The organism is Brevibacillus aydinogluensis, assembly GCF_961514395.1.
GTDB classification, from domain to species: domain Bacteria; phylum Bacillota; class Bacilli; order Brevibacillales; family Brevibacillaceae; genus Brevibacillus; species Brevibacillus aydinogluensis.
This window is the reverse complement of the sequence record NZ_OY569118.1, coordinates 337,193-351,061: the sequence shown is the minus strand read 5'-3', so window position 1 is coordinate 351,061 and position 13,869 is coordinate 337,193. Positions and strand designations below refer to the sequence as shown.

22 protein-coding genes are annotated in these 13,869 nt (G+C 48.0%); 4 read left to right on the top strand and 18 right to left on the bottom strand.

What is annotated here, in order from left to right; genetic code table 11:
- Nucleotides 1–172: 172 nt before the first annotated feature.
- Complete coding sequence (locus Q7F15_RS01770; protein WP_304414998.1) at nt 173–694, bottom strand: SMI1/KNR4 family protein; 522 nt, start codon at nt 692–694, stop codon at nt 173–175.
- 265 nt (nt 695–959) lie between these two features.
- Between Q7F15_RS01770 and Q7F15_RS01765 the strand changes: the two genes are divergently transcribed.
- Together Q7F15_RS01765 and Q7F15_RS01760 are read left to right on the top strand one after the other, a co-directional pair.
- Nucleotides 960–1,184, top strand: coding sequence for a type II toxin-antitoxin system HicA family toxin (locus Q7F15_RS01765; protein ID WP_304414997.1), 225 nt, complete (start codon nt 960–962; stop codon nt 1,182–1,184).
- Nucleotides 1,185–1,228: 44 nt separating this feature from the next.
- Complete coding sequence (locus Q7F15_RS01760) at nt 1,229–1,576, top strand: type II toxin-antitoxin system HicB family antitoxin (protein ID WP_044899263.1); 348 nt, start codon at nt 1,229–1,231, stop codon at nt 1,574–1,576.
- A gap of 77 nt (nt 1,577–1,653) precedes the next feature.
- Here Q7F15_RS01760 and Q7F15_RS01755 read toward each other — a convergent pair whose 3' ends face one another.
- Nucleotides 1,654–2,457, bottom strand: a complete 804-nt coding sequence (locus Q7F15_RS01755) for a hypothetical protein (protein ID WP_304414996.1) — start codon at nt 2,455–2,457, stop codon at nt 1,654–1,656.
- A gap of 155 nt (nt 2,458–2,612) precedes the next feature.
- Here Q7F15_RS01755 and Q7F15_RS01750 point away from each other — a divergent pair, with 155 nt between their 5' ends.
- Together Q7F15_RS01750 and Q7F15_RS01745 are read left to right on the top strand one after the other, a co-directional pair.
- Nucleotides 2,613–3,395 carry a DUF3800 domain-containing protein gene (locus Q7F15_RS01750; protein WP_304414995.1) on the top strand — a complete coding sequence of 261 codons (783 nt, stop codon included), beginning with the start codon at nt 2,613–2,615 and terminating at the stop codon, nt 3,393–3,395.
- Between the two features lie 246 nt (nt 3,396–3,641).
- The gene (locus Q7F15_RS01745) at nt 3,642–3,776 is read left to right on the top strand and encodes a hypothetical protein (RefSeq protein WP_255433643.1); all 135 of its coding nucleotides are present in this window, start codon (nt 3,642–3,644) and stop codon (nt 3,774–3,776) included.
- 460 nt (nt 3,777–4,236) lie between these two features.
- Here the strand turns inward: Q7F15_RS01745 and Q7F15_RS20530 are convergent, their stop codons facing one another.
- From Q7F15_RS20530 to Q7F15_RS01670, 16 genes are all read right to left on the bottom strand, one after another.
- Nucleotides 4,237–4,383, bottom strand: a complete 147-nt coding sequence (locus tag Q7F15_RS20530; RefSeq protein WP_368509248.1) for a hypothetical protein — start codon at nt 4,381–4,383, stop codon at nt 4,237–4,239.
- 24 nt (nt 4,384–4,407) lie between these two features.
- Nucleotides 4,408–4,572, bottom strand: a complete 165-nt coding sequence (locus Q7F15_RS01740; protein ID WP_304414994.1) for a hypothetical protein — start codon at nt 4,570–4,572, stop codon at nt 4,408–4,410.
- A gap of 362 nt (nt 4,573–4,934) precedes the next feature.
- A complete protein-coding gene (locus Q7F15_RS01735; RefSeq protein ID WP_304414993.1) occupies nt 4,935–5,120 on the bottom strand; it encodes a hypothetical protein in 186 nt (61 codons plus the stop codon).
- A gap of 1 nt (nt 5,121) precedes the next feature.
- Complete coding sequence (locus Q7F15_RS01730) at nt 5,122–6,009, bottom strand: N-acetylmuramoyl-L-alanine amidase (RefSeq protein WP_304414992.1); 888 nt, start codon at nt 6,007–6,009, stop codon at nt 5,122–5,124.
- 1 nt (nt 6,010) lies between these two features.
- On the bottom strand, nt 6,011–6,481 hold the full coding sequence (locus Q7F15_RS01725; RefSeq protein ID WP_304414991.1) for a phage holin family protein: 471 nt from the start codon (nt 6,479–6,481) through the stop codon (nt 6,011–6,013).
- A gap of 136 nt (nt 6,482–6,617) precedes the next feature.
- Nucleotides 6,618–6,767: an XkdX family protein gene (locus tag Q7F15_RS01720; RefSeq protein ID WP_304414990.1), complete on the bottom strand. Its 150-nt coding sequence runs from the start codon at nt 6,765–6,767 to the stop codon at nt 6,618–6,620.
- A 17-nt stretch (nt 6,768–6,784) separates the two neighbouring features.
- On the bottom strand, nt 6,785–7,096 hold the full coding sequence (locus tag Q7F15_RS01715; protein WP_304414989.1) for a hypothetical protein: 312 nt from the start codon (nt 7,094–7,096) through the stop codon (nt 6,785–6,787).
- A 4-nt stretch (nt 7,097–7,100) separates the two neighbouring features.
- The gene (locus Q7F15_RS01710) at nt 7,101–8,249 is read right to left on the bottom strand and encodes a hypothetical protein (protein WP_304414988.1); all 1,149 of its coding nucleotides are present in this window, start codon (nt 8,247–8,249) and stop codon (nt 7,101–7,103) included.
- 12 nt (nt 8,250–8,261) lie between these two features.
- Complete coding sequence (locus Q7F15_RS01705) at nt 8,262–9,254, bottom strand: hypothetical protein (protein WP_304414987.1); 993 nt, start codon at nt 9,252–9,254, stop codon at nt 8,262–8,264.
- Nucleotides 9,251–9,571 carry a hypothetical protein gene (locus tag Q7F15_RS01700; protein ID WP_304414986.1) on the bottom strand — a complete coding sequence of 107 codons (321 nt, stop codon included), beginning with the start codon at nt 9,569–9,571 and terminating at the stop codon, nt 9,251–9,253. The genes Q7F15_RS01705 and Q7F15_RS01700 overlap by 4 nt, the downstream gene beginning before the upstream one ends.
- 3 nt (nt 9,572–9,574) lie before the next feature.
- Nucleotides 9,575–10,222: a putative phage tail protein gene (locus Q7F15_RS01695; RefSeq protein ID WP_304414985.1), complete on the bottom strand. Its 648-nt coding sequence runs from the start codon at nt 10,220–10,222 to the stop codon at nt 9,575–9,577.
- Nucleotides 10,219–11,328, bottom strand: a complete 1,110-nt coding sequence (locus Q7F15_RS01690; RefSeq protein ID WP_304414984.1) for a baseplate J/gp47 family protein — start codon at nt 11,326–11,328, stop codon at nt 10,219–10,221. Before Q7F15_RS01690 ends, Q7F15_RS01695 begins: the two co-directional genes overlap by 4 nt.
- Entirely contained in the window at nt 11,325–11,768 is a 444-nt protein-coding gene (locus Q7F15_RS01685) for a DUF2634 domain-containing protein (protein ID WP_304414983.1), read from the bottom strand. The genes Q7F15_RS01690 and Q7F15_RS01685 overlap by 4 nt, the downstream gene beginning before the upstream one ends.
- Nucleotides 11,765–12,217: a DUF2577 family protein gene (locus Q7F15_RS01680; RefSeq protein WP_304414982.1), complete on the bottom strand. Its 453-nt coding sequence runs from the start codon at nt 12,215–12,217 to the stop codon at nt 11,765–11,767. Before Q7F15_RS01680 ends, Q7F15_RS01685 begins: the two co-directional genes overlap by 4 nt.
- On the bottom strand, nt 12,214–13,236 hold the full coding sequence (locus Q7F15_RS01675) for an XkdQ/YqbQ family protein (RefSeq protein WP_304414981.1): 1,023 nt from the start codon (nt 13,234–13,236) through the stop codon (nt 12,214–12,216). The genes Q7F15_RS01680 and Q7F15_RS01675 overlap by 4 nt, the downstream gene beginning before the upstream one ends.
- Nucleotides 13,233–13,856: a cupin domain-containing protein gene (locus Q7F15_RS01670; protein WP_304414980.1), complete on the bottom strand. Its 624-nt coding sequence runs from the start codon at nt 13,854–13,856 to the stop codon at nt 13,233–13,235. Before Q7F15_RS01670 ends, Q7F15_RS01675 begins: the two co-directional genes overlap by 4 nt.
- Between the last annotated feature and the right edge of the window lie 13 nt (nt 13,857–13,869).

Here is a 13,869-nt window from a genome sequence, read left to right as displayed (position 1 = left end):
TTGTCGTCCTTCCGCCAACCTAATCATCAACTCGTCGATTTTCTTCTGCACCTCGACCCGCAGCTTTGCCTCGTGGATCCGAAGCATTTCCATCTGGCCGCCCTATCGCCACCTGACGAAGCATTCGCCACGGTCGGTCTTCTCGCCCATGTTGAAATACCCAAACGAACTGCTAAATTTCTCTATTCCAATTCCAAAAATGCTCCCCTTGGCAAACAATAAATCTATCAATCCATTCTTCAAAATTTAAAGGTACTCTTTGCGTATCTCCCTCTTCAACAATAACAAGATAGTCCTTCTTTCCTTGTTTAACTCGTTCTGAATCAATAAACAAATACTCTCCATATCCATGATAAGTACCAATCATATACCAACTTTTCGGATAAGAGTATTTATAAAATTCCTCATATTCCTCGAAATAAGTCAAAATTTCATTGATAGAGTGGAGTTTCATTGCTGACATTTCAGCTACAAATAAAGAAGCTCCATTATGTAGAAGTAAAAATTCTTTATAATCCTCTGGAATCATCCAGCCTGTAGTTTCAATTAAGGACAAAATCTCAGCTTCCGTTGCTGGCTCGTTCCATACGTAATCTACTTCAAATGTCTCACCATCTTCCTGCTGTATAAACGTTTGATTTTTCGCAATTCTTTCTTTTAATGCACTTAATGTTTTTTCAACTTTTGCCCCCATAATTTTCCCTCCATCAATAGTCTTAAAATCCATTTCAGCCGTGGCGATCCAAATAGATGATCTCGACAAGATGATCGCTGTTCATATAGCGCTGCAAGTCCCCGAGCATAGTCGTTCCCTCCGTGAATAAGAACATTTGTTTGTATTTTATACGAACATTAGTTCTGTTTTCAAGACAAAGAGGTCCCTTTAAAAAGAATTTTCTGTCAAACAGCTTGATTTATAGTACCATATACGGTACTATAAAGGTGAAAGGAGGGAAGTGATGGCAGGGGTTGAAAAGATCATCGAAAAGATGATACACCGCCCCAATGGAGTAAGGTTCCGTGAAATCGCCAAAGTCCTTGAGCACCACGGCTACATAGAAGTGAGGGTGTCCGGTTCACACCACCACTTCCGCAACAGAGAAGGCGACTTGATCACGATACCTAATCACAACCCCATCAAGGCGGTGTACGTCAAAGATGTATTGAGGAGAATCGGGAGGTAGCGGCCTCCCCTCTCCACCCTAATCATAACCTCTGCCAAATAAGTATGGCAAACAAAGACCTGAATCATTACCTCAGTTTACCCTACACACTTGTCATTAAACCGATGGACGACGAATCTGGCCGGTACTATTACGGAACATACCTGGAATTGGACGGCTGCCAGTCACATGGCGAGACGGTTGAGGAACTGCTTCGTAACCTGGAAGAAGCAAAGCGCGGTTGGTTAGAGGTTAAGCTGGAACATGGCGATCCGATCCCGGAACCGCAAGAGGAGTACAGCGGCAAGATCAATCTGCGTATGCCGAAGTCACTACATCGGCAGCTTGCTGTCGAGGCACAATTGGAAGGCGTAAGTTTGAACCAATATATGCTCTACAAGTTGAGCAAATAGTGCCAGAAAGTCCCCCGTCATCAGGCGGGGGTTTTAAAGGCTTGAAAGTTCTTTTCAAAAGACGAAAGGCTTTTGTTTTATTTGCTTGGAGGGATAGTTAAGCTAGCCGGAAATTCGGCTTTAAACTGTAAAGCAGGAGGTTTTTTAGAAGCACCTAGGTTCTCCATCAAAAATTTGACTGTGTAATCACGCTTTCGTTTAGCTTTAATGTTTGTTGGTTCACCCGTGTTTTCAGAAAACCTTCTCTTAAAGTCTTCTTTACCCCTAAACCAAACACCCGCATATTCAGGCCAGTTGATGACAACTCTTCTCTTCAATCTCACTCGTTCTTTAATCCTCTTCCTTTTGGTAATAAACCCCTTCTCGGGCACAAGTGTTTCAATAATATCCTTACTAGCTAAGAGCTTGTCTCTTACTTGCATTTCAGCTGATGTTTCGAAGCATGACTCATGTACAATGATTCCAGACCATTCTTGGACCTGCTCCAAATCATATGCTTTAATTTGAGCTTGTCCAACAAAGTTTGGCGGATCGACATAAAGATTACCTTTAACTAATCCACCACGCAATGGGAAACCGTGAAATATTGTTCTAGTCATAAAGCGATTAAGGATATAAATCATTTCTTCGAGGTATTCAGGGCTGTCGTCCGGAGTATATAGAAGAACTGAATCACTAAAAAGAACAAATTCAATATTACTCTTTATTTGTGGATTTACAAGTCTATCTTCGACAGTAGTTGTCTCGTTATTTAAGGCAGCTACTAGTGCATGATTAAACAAACTTGAAAGTTGCTGTCCTACGAATTCTTCTCCCTTAACACTAACAATAGTTCTGAATCCTAATACATCCATAAAGGCTACATAGCGTTGCTTCAACATAGTAGTCGCACCCCTAAATGATTTGTGGCTCAATTTTAACTAGTTTTAAAAAAATGAAGATACGAATAATAAATAGGGTCTATTTTCCTATCTATTCAATCTATAGTATAGTATATTAAGTATGATTTGGAAAATACTTAGAGGTGAAAATATTCGTGATAGACCAAAGAGTCTTTAATGTATATATAGACGAAGCTGGCGATGAAGGTTTTACAAGGAAGAACGGCATTTGGGTCAGTTCTCAGTGGTTCGTTATGGGAGCTTTCATAGTTAGAAGCACAAACGACCTTACAGTTTCTCGTTCTATTAATGTAATCAAAGAAACTCTTGGATTAAAACCAACCAAACCATTACATTTTACTGACTTATCCCATGAAAGAAAAAAATTCGTAATTAAGACGATTACTGACGTAGGCCTATTTCGTTGTACATACGTTGCGGTTAAAAAAGAAGCATTAGACGAAAACACCCCATTAAAAAAACGCCCCCTCCTTTATAATTACTGTACAAGGTATCTTTTGGAAAGGATCACTTGGCTCGTTGGGGACGAGAAAGGTAAAGCAAACTTAATCTTCGAGAATAGGAGTAACACATCATATGACGAGTTGAAGTCTTATATTCATATGGTTACCAACATGCCCGGAAACAAAATTAGACAGAATGTCATTCAATCATTCAAACCGTTAGCAAAAGCTCAGTCTAAAAATTTACAAATCGCAGATGCAATAACCAGTTCACTATTTCAAGCACTTGAAATTACAAAACTTGGACTACACGAACCTTCATATATAGAAAAGCTAAAACCATTCATTTATAAACGAAACGGAAACTACTCGTCGTACGGCTTAAAATTTTTCCCTGACCCAATTACTTCAGCACAGTTAATTGAACAATATCCTTGGTTAACCAATTTTTCTCAGAATGTTGTTTACAATTGATTATATTGAGTTATAATAAAGGTACAGACTTGCGCGAGATAAACGGAAGGTCGTCTGATGACGGCAGCGCCAATAGGCGTGGGATCCTTCTGCTCGGGGTCTGTTTTATTTTTGTTTGAATTAGCCCTCCGCCGATCTACCGGCAGAGGGCTGCTGTTTTGTAGGGAATAATCCAATTGTTGTAAAATAATTGTTGTACTTTGTACAACTATTATGGTATAATAAAGTCAGAAAGGAGGTGAGAACTTGGGGTGGTTAAAGGATTGGCTTCCGCTCATCATCTTCCTGTACACGATCTATAAAGATTGGGTACACCCGAAGCTGAAAAAGCGGAAGAAAAAGCGAAAGCGGCGCCCCCGTCAAGGTAAACGCCGCAAGTAACACCGGGGAGGGAAACCTCCCCCCACCATCCTAAGTATAGCATGAAGGAAAGAAAAATAGACGTCCGAAATCTGGTTTCCACCCGTGGAGTTTTAGGGTTAGCCCTTCTAGGCACATACTCGCCCACTGATCAGTGGTGGCAGAAGGCTATCCTGGTTGTCGCGGTGGCATACTTGTGGGTAACAGCAGCGATGGGAAGAAGGGATTAACGTGCAGGTTGAACTTGATGATCTGTTGGGATTCGGCGAGGTCTGTGAAATGACAGGAAAGTCCAAGGGGTATATTCAGGAGTACATTCGTCGCGGTCAATTTCCGGAACCGGTGAAGACGTTGTCTTGTGGTCCGTTGTGGCTCCGGGAACAAATACAGACGTGGATCGATACACCGCGTAGAAGAGGAAGGACCAAGAAAGCAGAAATGCCCTCTAGCGAATAACGCCAGAGGGCTACCTATCTTTAAGTTAAAATCCTAGTACACGCACAGGCAATTTCGTGGATGGGGTATTTTCTCCAGTTCCCAATGCCCCGTGAGCATTGTAACCCCATGCCCATAGAGTATTATCATTCTTGATTCCAAGAGCATGTACATTACCAGGTGCAAGGGTCATTTTAAAGATATTTACCCATAAAAATTATTTACTATCTTTTTTTAAAGCTTGATAAAGACTTATGAATACAGCTGCACGGGCAATCCACTTGGCAGGATCGAATCCAGAAGCAGCAGCTAATATTTCCAAGATAATACAAAAGACAAATGTGAATCCTAATGCTTTTAACATAATATCTGGTCTTTCCACTCGAACTCCTCCCCAGGAACAGACAAAAATTTATTATCTGATTGACCGAATCCGATCTCCTCTTGCATTATGTTTCATCAGATGATGGATATAAGAGATAAAATTTAGGGTTGACTTAAGGTGTTAGGGGTTTCCCTCATATTCAATGACTTCGGGGAGGCTTGAATTTGTGGCTCACGATTAGGGTTACCTTCAATGTGTGCAAAGGTTTTTTGAAAGTACATAGCTGCTCCTCCATGAAATGATTTCCAATCCTGAAGTAATATGTACCACACTTACTACTAAAATCCTGCTACTTTAGATACAAAAGAAGACAATAAAAATGCCCTCCAGTAGATTTCTCCACTGGAGGGATTCACTTACTACTCTGCTTTCGGTTTACGGTTGTTCAAGAACGCCGCGACCACCGTCGCCACGGCAGCCGCCCCGTTCGCAATAGCGTTGATCTGCTCGTCCGTGATGATCGAGTATCCGAACGCCTCCAGCGCCAGTTTGGCGGCGCCCAGCAGGCCAGTGATCAGCACCACGATGTTTCCGTCTTTCTTCATGTTACGCACACCCTTTCTTCAGTTTCACGGTTTTCGTTTGCCCGCACCACTCGACAGCCAGACCGAGGATGGCGGCCAGCTCCCTAGCCGGAGCATACGACGTGCCGTTCTCGATTGTCTCCGTCACGTCTTTTCCGTTCACGCGGACCTGCTTCGTGCAAGCGCACCACTCCACTTTCCCGCCGGCTGCCTCGGCTACGGCCCGGATCGGCAACCAGGATACGCCGTCACGGAGGTATCCTTGGACCGGCAGGCGGCTACCGTTAATTTCGATGGCAACCTTAGGTTTCTGTGCCGGTTGTGGATTTTCTGTTGATGTCTTGAAAGGCACTCCGTAGTGCTCGCAGATGGCCTTTGCAATCGCGGTGGCGCACTTCTCCCGGTAGGCATCTGTTTTCAACAGCATGCACTCGTCCCGGTTGGTCATGAATCCCAGCTCGCAAAGCACACCAGGAATGCCGTATTTTGCGGTTTCTCTGGTGATATGAAGGTCAGCTCGTTTCACCCCGCGATCCCGCAGACTGGTATCAGCTACGAGGCGACGCTGGATGATCTGAGCCAGCTTCTCCGCCTGGTCGTTCGTGTATGTCTCGATCCCTTTCGCCGTACTCCAACCTCCATTACCGGCGGCGTTGGCGTGGATCGACACGAGCAGGACGTCATATCCCTGCCATTTCAAGTCGCGCGCCTGGTTCGTTCGCTGAATCAAAGGCATGTCTGTGTCGTCGTTCACCGTCAGTCGGGCGTCGAACCCGGACGTCTGGAGTTTTTTCACCAGCCGGCGAGCGACATTCCGGTTGAACTCATACTCCCGCAGCGTGTCGTCCGGGGAGCGTTTACCGGCTGTTTCCGCGCCATGGCCGGGGTCGATCATAATAACTCTTTTCATCTCACTTGCCCTCCTTTTGTCTCATGGCCCGATCAGTCTTTGCTTTGATCTCGGACTCCACCAGTTTGGCGACTGCCTTTGGCACCGGCCAGCCGGCTCGTGTTGCGTTGGCCGTCAGGCTGTTCCAGGTGTGATAGATGAGGCCGAACGTGACGCCGTAAAAAAGAAATCCAGGCGTTCCCATAACACGGTCAAGCAAGTTGCCCAACGCCGGCAGGGCCAGCAGAAACAAGGTACGCGGAATGCGACTCAGGCCATATTCCGACGAGTACGTTTTGTCTTTCTTCTTGGCTGCCTGGATGCCGGTTATCCAATCCAGCACGATACAAAACAAAAGCACCACGATAATGTCAGTTCGACCGGTGCCATAGAAGTAATGAAACACAGGGGCAATCACCGCCCCCGCCGCCGCTGCAATGGCGTTTGCTTGGGTTGCAATATTCTCCAGTTCAAGTCTTTGTACAAAGCGCAATGTGCTTCATCCTCCTCGCCCCCAGGGCAAAATGACAGCCCCGCTCGGAACGGGGCGGACTCACGGTCTTGATGCAAAAGGGGAGCCGCAGCTCCCCATGAAAAAACGCCCTTCCCGCTGTGGAAAAGACGTCATTTTACTCTGTTGTTTGTTGTGGATTGGTGATGATTTCCGTTTTTTCGTTTTCAGTGATGTAGCCTTTTTGCACAGCCGTGGTGAGCTGATCCTCACCCCATGCGCCAGATTGCCAGCGCATTAAACAATAGGAATAAAGTTTGCTTGCCATCGGTTATTCCTCCTTTCTCATCCTAACAGAAGGGCATCGACTGCCTCTTGGGTGATTCGAAGTTGTTCTTCCAATTGCTTTACTTTTTGCTCCAGAAGTGCTTCCCCCGTCAAAGGAATATCCTCATACTCATAGTACAATTTCCCTTCGGCCTGGTCGTATTTCAAAACAGATGCTTTTCCCTCGATGTATTCCGGCTCCGGCACCGAATCAACCAAAATTCCCTCTTTCAACAATTCTTCTTCGGTCTTTCCCAAACCATAAACTGGATCAAATGGCTGGTAATGAATCTCCAAAACATCACTATCTTTCACTCTGACAAAAATCATATTTCTAACCCCCAATCAAAAAATTCGTTCTCATGTGCAGTACCTCATGGGTGTAGTCGGTACTTCCCGGATCAACGTATATCCTGGAAGCGATGCCGTCCCTCGTAACAACTTCAAACGATCCACTTTTCACGCCCCCATATTTACCCAAATTGGTCCCCGGTAATTGAGCGTAATCCCATCCAACGATGGTAATGCCGTCGTCTGCAATCGGGAATAGGTAGGTAATGGGCGTGTTGTAATCCGTCATTGTTACCAACACAGCTTTTGATCCCACATCGTAGTAGCAATTTGGTCCCCATCCGCTACTTGACACTTGGTTTCTGTCTGTCAACTTCTTGCTTGAAATCAACGCGAAATTTGTTGGATCGTATTTTTCCATAAAATGACCGCCGGTCGTTGCGTACTTGTATCTCATGCAGATGATCGTGTTGGACGGTGGGTGGTAGAAAGCTGGCTGGATGATGTTTTGGTTATTTATCACCGTGCCGGAATACGTCCCGTCGTAATTATAGAGATACGACTTGCCATTATCTTTGATGATGAATTTGTCCCACCCATGCACAACCAAAGCTGATGGATTCGAGTACGAGTTGAGGTCAGTAATGACATTGACTGAGTCGTCTGCAAAATTGAGTTTGTGAATCTTTTTGTGGTAACTGCAGAAATAAATTACATAGTCGGCCGTCCTCTGCAAAATCAAATCGATTCCTGTACCGTTAATGGTCTTGATTAACGATCCAGTAGCGGCATCATGTACCCGGATAGATGATTGGGACGTTGGGTAAACAGAGAAAGTTGTGTAATACTTCCCATTTGCATAAACATTACAATGCGACAATTTGTTCGATGGGTTGTTCCCGCTGTTATCGCTTGAAATATAAACGCTATTGATCGCTTTCATGTCGTTCGGTTTGCAACGCAAGATCCTTGATTGAGATGTCGACGAATAGTGGGTAGCGATAATTAAGTCCTCAAAAGGATCATACGACATGCTTAATGTCGATGATGTTTGAACGTACAGCGCAAAATCGGAAACCAACGTTGGAACGATGGGCGGAATGAGATTTGTTGCAGGGATTTTGCCCCCTTTTCGGTATTTCCCGCCACCTAGTGCACCGCCATGTGCCGCCAACACTTGCATTACGTCCATGCTCTCACCCCTTTACGCTATGCTGATAATGTCGCCGTCGACGTCGTACGTAATCGTCCAGACTTTTGTTTCTGCTACCGTTACGCCGTCTGCCTTGTAATAGGTCCAAGTGTCTGTCTGGTAGTTTCCATTTGCGTCCGGGTTGCTGAGGACGGAGCGCATGAACAGTGTGTCGTCCTGGCGGCGGTATTCCACGGTGGTGAAGATGCCGTTCGCGTCCTTCCCGCTCTTGGATACCTTGTAGTTGGCCAACTTGTCGGCCACGATCCTCCCGAACCCGTCTCTCGTAGGGACTTGATTGGCGCCGGTTCCCACGGTCTTGCCTCCCACACTGGCCGCGTCACCTGTGATGCTCACGTTTGCTTTACCGTCCGCCCCCAGGCGCAGCACCTTGTTGGCGCCGTTCGTTGCTACTTCGGACTGCTGGACGAAGTCGGAGGCGTGTTTGCCGTCCACGGTGTCAGCATCTCCGGTAATGGAGAACTCACCTTTCCCCGTGCTGTTCAGCCGAGGAATCTTGTTTGCTCCATTCGCAGCCACCTCGGTTTGCTTGACAAACGTGGAACTGTCAACGACTGCGCGCCGGTCATTAGATGTGATGACGCTGCTGGCATCCGTAGCAAAATACCAAAGAAGGCATTTCGCTTGCGCGGTTGCTTGGTTCGTAGTGATTTTGACCACACCGTCGGAATCAAGGTAAATGTATTGGCCCTGTGTCGGGTTCAGCGCGATGCTGCCGGCCGAGACATCGAAGCGCACGCCGTTCACGTAGGCTGACCCCGACGTCCAACTTGCGATCAATCCATTTGCTATGAAGGTCAGTCCCGAAATGACAGAGCTGCCGATAACGCTCTGGGCGAGGCTTTCAACCAACTGGTGCGCCTTCTCAACTCCGCTTTCCAGGTTGTTGAGGCGGTTCGCCGTTACCTTTGTCCCCTGCTGGACAACTTCGCCAGTGCTCGGGTCGATGATATGGTCGACCCATGTATTCTTTTGATAGCTCATGATGTGCTCACCTCCACTTTTACTTCAAATTCAAAAGCGATCAGCAAGCCGCTGTCGCCTTTTGTGATGCTTAGGGGTTTCGTCGCCAGGGCGTTTCCGGTGCTATCGACCAAAGACGCTGCCTGAATTTGTCCCTGGGCTTGCACGTCGTCCAAATAGATGTATTTGGTGACCTTCATCCCGTTGATGCTTGTCTTGAAAATGGGGTAGGTTTTTACCTGCCCGTCGACGTTTACCAAAGCATTTGCCACATGGCCGTTCAAATCATCCCGAAGCAATTCAAGCAGCCGGTTTTGAACGATTGCCAATGTTCTCACCTCCTATTCCGGAACAGAGTAGAACGTATTGGTCAGCGGGTAGTCCACCGTGTGGGTGCGTGCAGATTCGGCTACAGCCACAGCTTCGCGGAAGATGCGGCCCTCCAAGTCGTCCTCAGTGTAGAACATACCGCAGATGGGATATTCAACCTCGAAAGCGCGAGCGGAAGCCGAGACAATTATTGACTCCGGTTTCGTTCTGGCCAAAACCGAAAAGCTCAAATGCTTGGGCCGCATTTCATATACCGTCTCAACTAGCCTTTCATAATCAAGGAGGTCGTCAATTTCAACGACAACCTCAAAGCGCTTTTCACGCCCGTATTCCACCACAGTTGCACGCTTGGTTCGGGTAAATTCTCCTGCGATTTTCTCCATTTCCTCGGGCGTGATCAGCGGAGGAATGTTATGCCGCGCTAGAACCCGCGCTCGCCGGGCTTCAATTGGTGTTCCTTCCGGGAGCGGCGGAAGTTTCAACTGCGTTTCCCACTCAGACAGTCCCCATGTTGCGAGGATCGGATTGCCCTGTTTAATCACGTCCAGAGCAAAGTCAACAAGCTGGTCGGTTTCGCCTTCGACGGCGCCAAATATGCCATTGGCGATTTTAGACTTTCGATAATAGGGAGGGACCAGGTTAATAAGCCGTTGACTCATGCCATCACCTCAAGAGTAACCGTACCGATTACCGGCACTTCATCAGGGCCAAACGTGGCATTTGCCGCCTCCCCATTGATCGTCAATCCGCTGTAATCCTCCACGCCCTTAACTCCGTGCAACAGCGCTCCAGCTTTGGTCCAAACGATTCGTCTTGTTGTTTCTTCTGCATCGGTAGATTCCAAAAGGTCCGATAGGTATGCGGCCAGCGCCGCCTTATACGCCTCGGTGACGTCGGCAATCACAAAATTCTTTGCCAGTTTGACCAGTGAGTAAAAATCAAATGTTTTCGGCGTGGCGGCGACCACGAAGATGCCATCGTCACCGGGCCCAAGCGGTCGCTGGGAAAGGATATGTGCCCGGGCCGCTGCCACAATCGTAGGGTCTGGCGGCAATCCGTTCTGGCCGAGCAACACAACCCGAACGGTATTGGGGCCGTCCAAATTCTCGAAGACCCTTGCAGCAGTAACACCCGGAACCTCCAAGGCCCACTCTACATAGTGAGCAGCATTCCCTGATGTAGCCCGTCTGCGTACCTTTTGCCAATACCGGTTTCGAAGGTCTTTATCCGATTCATTGTCTGCCCCGCCTTCTAAATCCGCCAGCAGTTCAACCGATTGCAACCCGTTGATCGTTTGTACCGGCAGCAACTTGGTTCCTGCTTTCAGGTTTCCTTTCTGGCCTGCTTCTTCGGCTTGTAACGACCCGAATCCAACACCCGAACCGTCCAGCCTTACGTCTTCGGGGATAACAAAAAACAGAGGGGCAATTCCCTCTGTCATAAAACGGGATCCTGCAGGAATCATGTCGCCTGGAATCCCTGTCAGCTTCAATTGCGGGGTCGGCAGCTTCGCCTTTGTTGCCAGTTTCCTCGTGATGCCTTGCGTGCTTACGGCGAGGTCAAGATTCTCCCCCTCCGCATATTCCACCCACAGGGCGTAATACAGCGCCAAAATGAATCGATACGCTTCCGCAAGCTCCATGGATGTAGGCTTGAGAAAATCATAGGGGATGCTGCCCTCGTCAACATTCATGGGGCCAGCGACCGTGAGATACCTGCTGACAAGCCTGTTAAAAATCTCTTCTTCCGTGGGGATTTGAATCATTCGACGATCACCTCCTGCGGGATGGCGTCCTCGTCTGTGATCAAGAGAAAGCTGATTTTCAATGCGGCACCGATCCATTCAAACGTAAAATTCTCGCAGCGATCAACGCCGGGCAGGAATTCAACAGCTTCCCGGACAAGGCGCTTTGCCTCGGCTTGCTTCCACTCGCGGGTACCGTCCCCTCTGATAAGCTCCTTCAATTCGTTCCCGTACACGGATGTATAAATGGGAAACGTGTATCGATCGGTGTTCAGCGCCTTTTGGCTGTTTTGTTGGACAGCTTCAACTCCATCCAAGATCACCGGTTTTCCGTTGGGCTGATGAATGAACTCCCCCTGTTCAAAGTCAAAGGCGTATGTCCGCAGAGACGTAACCGTTTGATCAGTCTCGGCTTCCTGAACCTGTGTTGTTAGTTCAAATACCGCGGGGAAAATACTCATGGCCTTCTCACCCTATCCATGATAATGTATAGCGATCCGACTGACGCAACAAGCACGCGGTCGCCCTGCTTCAGGACGTCTTCAAAGCGCAATTGGACATTTTCATAGGTGAAGGACGAAATCTGGTTGTGAGGGTCCTGCCGTTCGTCATTGACATCGAAGTACAGCCCGTCACCACTCACCAAATCCTTAGCTGTTTTATCACCCAGGTCTCTTTCCTTCCCTTCCGTATGCTCGATGGTTACAACCCTTTCGTGCCGTGTCATGCCCTCACAAATCATGAGAAAGTCCTTCCCGAACGGTATTGTCAAACCATCGACCAAAATCGAAAGATCAGGCGGCGGCGTGATGACGGTGGCCAATTCCAGCCGTACTTCCTTTTGCTGCCCTTCCATTCCTTTCTTCTGCGAGCCACCCAACACAAGAGCCAACTTTTGAAAACCGTTCATGCGCCGCTCACCTCCATCTGCAGCTGTAATTTCATCTCATGGTAGCCCGGCCGAATGGTATGGCTGTCTCCCCAAACGGTATAAACGCCCTTAAGTCCCGTGATTACCTCAAAGACCTCGATTCTGGTCCCGGCAATCACATCGTCTATCCCCAAGGAAGTAACAGACGCCTCGTCCTTTACCTTGCTAAGATTTTGCAATTCCTGCTTGCCGAGTGCGACAGCACTGCCTTTCTGTTTGTCCTGGACTTCCACCACCTTCACCATTCGACCGTATCGTTTGGCTTTGGCTTGGTCCGTTTCTTCATAGAGGATGGCGCTCGAGTCGTTATCGCTGCCGATCACCCTCACGACTGTCCGCATCTCAGTAATCGATCGTTTCCGAGTTGCCTCCAGAAGGTTGCTGCCCTGCTGAATTTTCCACTGCTTCGTTTGGCCACGCTGCGTGCCAACAAACACTTTGCCTTCCTCAATCCAGCACCAGTAACGAATGCCGGTCGACCGATAGACCTGGTTTAAGATGTCCACCACCGCATCCCAGACGCTCTTCCCGCGGATGACTTGCTTTTCAACAGAAGGGATTCGTCCGATACCGCCGATTGGGATGCCGTGCTGCTGAAAAATTCGTGTCAGGAGCCTGTCTGCCGCTTCACCAGTCGAAACTACGAGCACATCATTATTCAGCAGGTAGTACCCGAAATCGTAGGCAACCGGGTTGATATCTCCCTTGGAGGACTTGCCCAGATCCACGATCATTCCCGTAAACAGTGACCGGGGAGAGCCACTGATATAGGAGATCAGCTCCATCAGGTCACCTTCTTCCACATTGACATCCGGCCAGAACCTGTCCCGCCCTTTGTTTGTCTTCACAGCGAGCGTTCGTTTCGCTTCCTGCCTGCTGCCTGACCACGTCGCTTCAGAAAACGGGAGACGGAACGCCTGTTTTCCGGGCTTCTGGATGCGAATTTCATAGTGATACCTGGGCTGCATGGTGGACACCTCACTTTCTACCAGGCTCATTTGAGCTTGGGTTTTCCCCGGGAGAGATACTTATCAACCAAGCTTTCCTTGCTGTCGCTGTCTTTTTTCTTAGTGGATGAAACTTTCGCCATTCGTGTATCTGGCCGTGTTCCTTTGCCTGTCGTTTGGAACTGAATATTGACGTTGGTGCTTTCTAAGGTCACGAAGCGATACTCTTTTAACGTCAAGCTGAATTCCACATCGAAGCCGTCCCATTCATATGAGAAGTCACGAATAGTGACCGGCGAGTTAATGGAACTGCCGGTGACTGTGAACCGGATTGGGTACCCTGTGTTTTTCCACCGCTTGATCGTTGCCACGAATTCTTCAGGTGAGGGAAAGCCGTCATAATCGCATATCCCCGGGTCAAACCGTTCCGGCCAGACGGTGGAGAATGAGTATTCGTCCAACTCCGGATCGCCGATGATGGTTGCCTCTCCGATCGCCACCAGATCGATGTCCGTGTATTGGTGCCCTATTTTGACCGATACCTTTGGCGGCAAAACGGGCAGTCGAAGCTTTTCAGCGTTATTGTTCCAGGTCAGCCAGAATTCAAGGTGTTTGGATTTCATCTCACCAGCCCCCAATGAAAAAAGCACACCCATGACGGATGTGCCCATGTTATAATCTTCC

Bases quoted from the DNA above. Each gene is read 5' to 3' on its own strand.
- Q7F15_RS01690 (WP_304414984.1), bottom strand. From the start codon at position 11,328: ATGATTCAAATCCCCACGGAAGAAGAGATTTTTAACAGGCTTGTCAGC.
- Q7F15_RS01675 (WP_304414981.1), bottom strand. From the start codon at position 13,236: ATGAGCCTGGTAGAAAGTGAGGTGTCCACCATGCAGCCCAGGTATCAC.
- Q7F15_RS01760 (WP_044899263.1), top strand. From the start codon at position 1,229: ATGGCAAACAAAGACCTGAATCATTACCTCAGTTTACCCTACACACTT.
- Q7F15_RS01735 (WP_304414993.1), bottom strand. From the start codon at position 5,120: ATGAAGAAAGACGGAAACATCGTGGTGCTGATCACTGGCCTGCTGGGC.
- Q7F15_RS01755 (WP_304414996.1), bottom strand. From the start codon at position 2,457: ATGTTGAAGCAACGCTATGTAGCCTTTATGGATGTATTAGGATTCAGA.
- Q7F15_RS01695 (WP_304414985.1), bottom strand. From the start codon at position 10,222: ATGAGTCAACGGCTTATTAACCTGGTCCCTCCCTATTATCGAAAGTCT.
- Q7F15_RS01705 (WP_304414987.1), bottom strand. From the start codon at position 9,254: ATGAGCTATCAAAAGAATACATGGGTCGACCATATCATCGACCCGAGC.
- Q7F15_RS01770 (WP_304414998.1), bottom strand. From the start codon at position 694: ATGGGGGCAAAAGTTGAAAAAACATTAAGTGCATTAAAAGAAAGAATT.
- Q7F15_RS01710 (WP_304414988.1), bottom strand. From the start codon at position 8,249: ATGGACGTAATGCAAGTGTTGGCGGCACATGGCGGTGCACTAGGTGGC.
- Q7F15_RS01670 (WP_304414980.1), bottom strand. From the start codon at position 13,856: ATGGGCACATCCGTCATGGGTGTGCTTTTTTCATTGGGGGCTGGTGAG.
- Q7F15_RS20530 (WP_368509248.1), bottom strand. From the start codon at position 4,383: ATGACCCTTGCACCTGGTAATGTACATGCTCTTGGAATCAAGAATGAT.
- Q7F15_RS01720 (WP_304414990.1), bottom strand. From the start codon at position 6,767: ATGGCAAGCAAACTTTATTCCTATTGTTTAATGCGCTGGCAATCTGGC.
- Q7F15_RS01680 (WP_304414982.1), bottom strand. From the start codon at position 12,217: ATGAACGGTTTTCAAAAGTTGGCTCTTGTGTTGGGTGGCTCGCAGAAG.
- Q7F15_RS01730 (WP_304414992.1), bottom strand. From the start codon at position 6,009: ATGAAAAGAGTTATTATGATCGACCCCGGCCATGGCGCGGAAACAGCC.
- Q7F15_RS01765 (WP_304414997.1), top strand. From the start codon at position 960: ATGGCAGGGGTTGAAAAGATCATCGAAAAGATGATACACCGCCCCAAT.
- Q7F15_RS01685 (WP_304414983.1), bottom strand. From the start codon at position 11,768: ATGAGTATTTTCCCCGCGGTATTTGAACTAACAACACAGGTTCAGGAA.
- Q7F15_RS01715 (WP_304414989.1), bottom strand. From the start codon at position 7,096: ATGATTTTTGTCAGAGTGAAAGATAGTGATGTTTTGGAGATTCATTAC.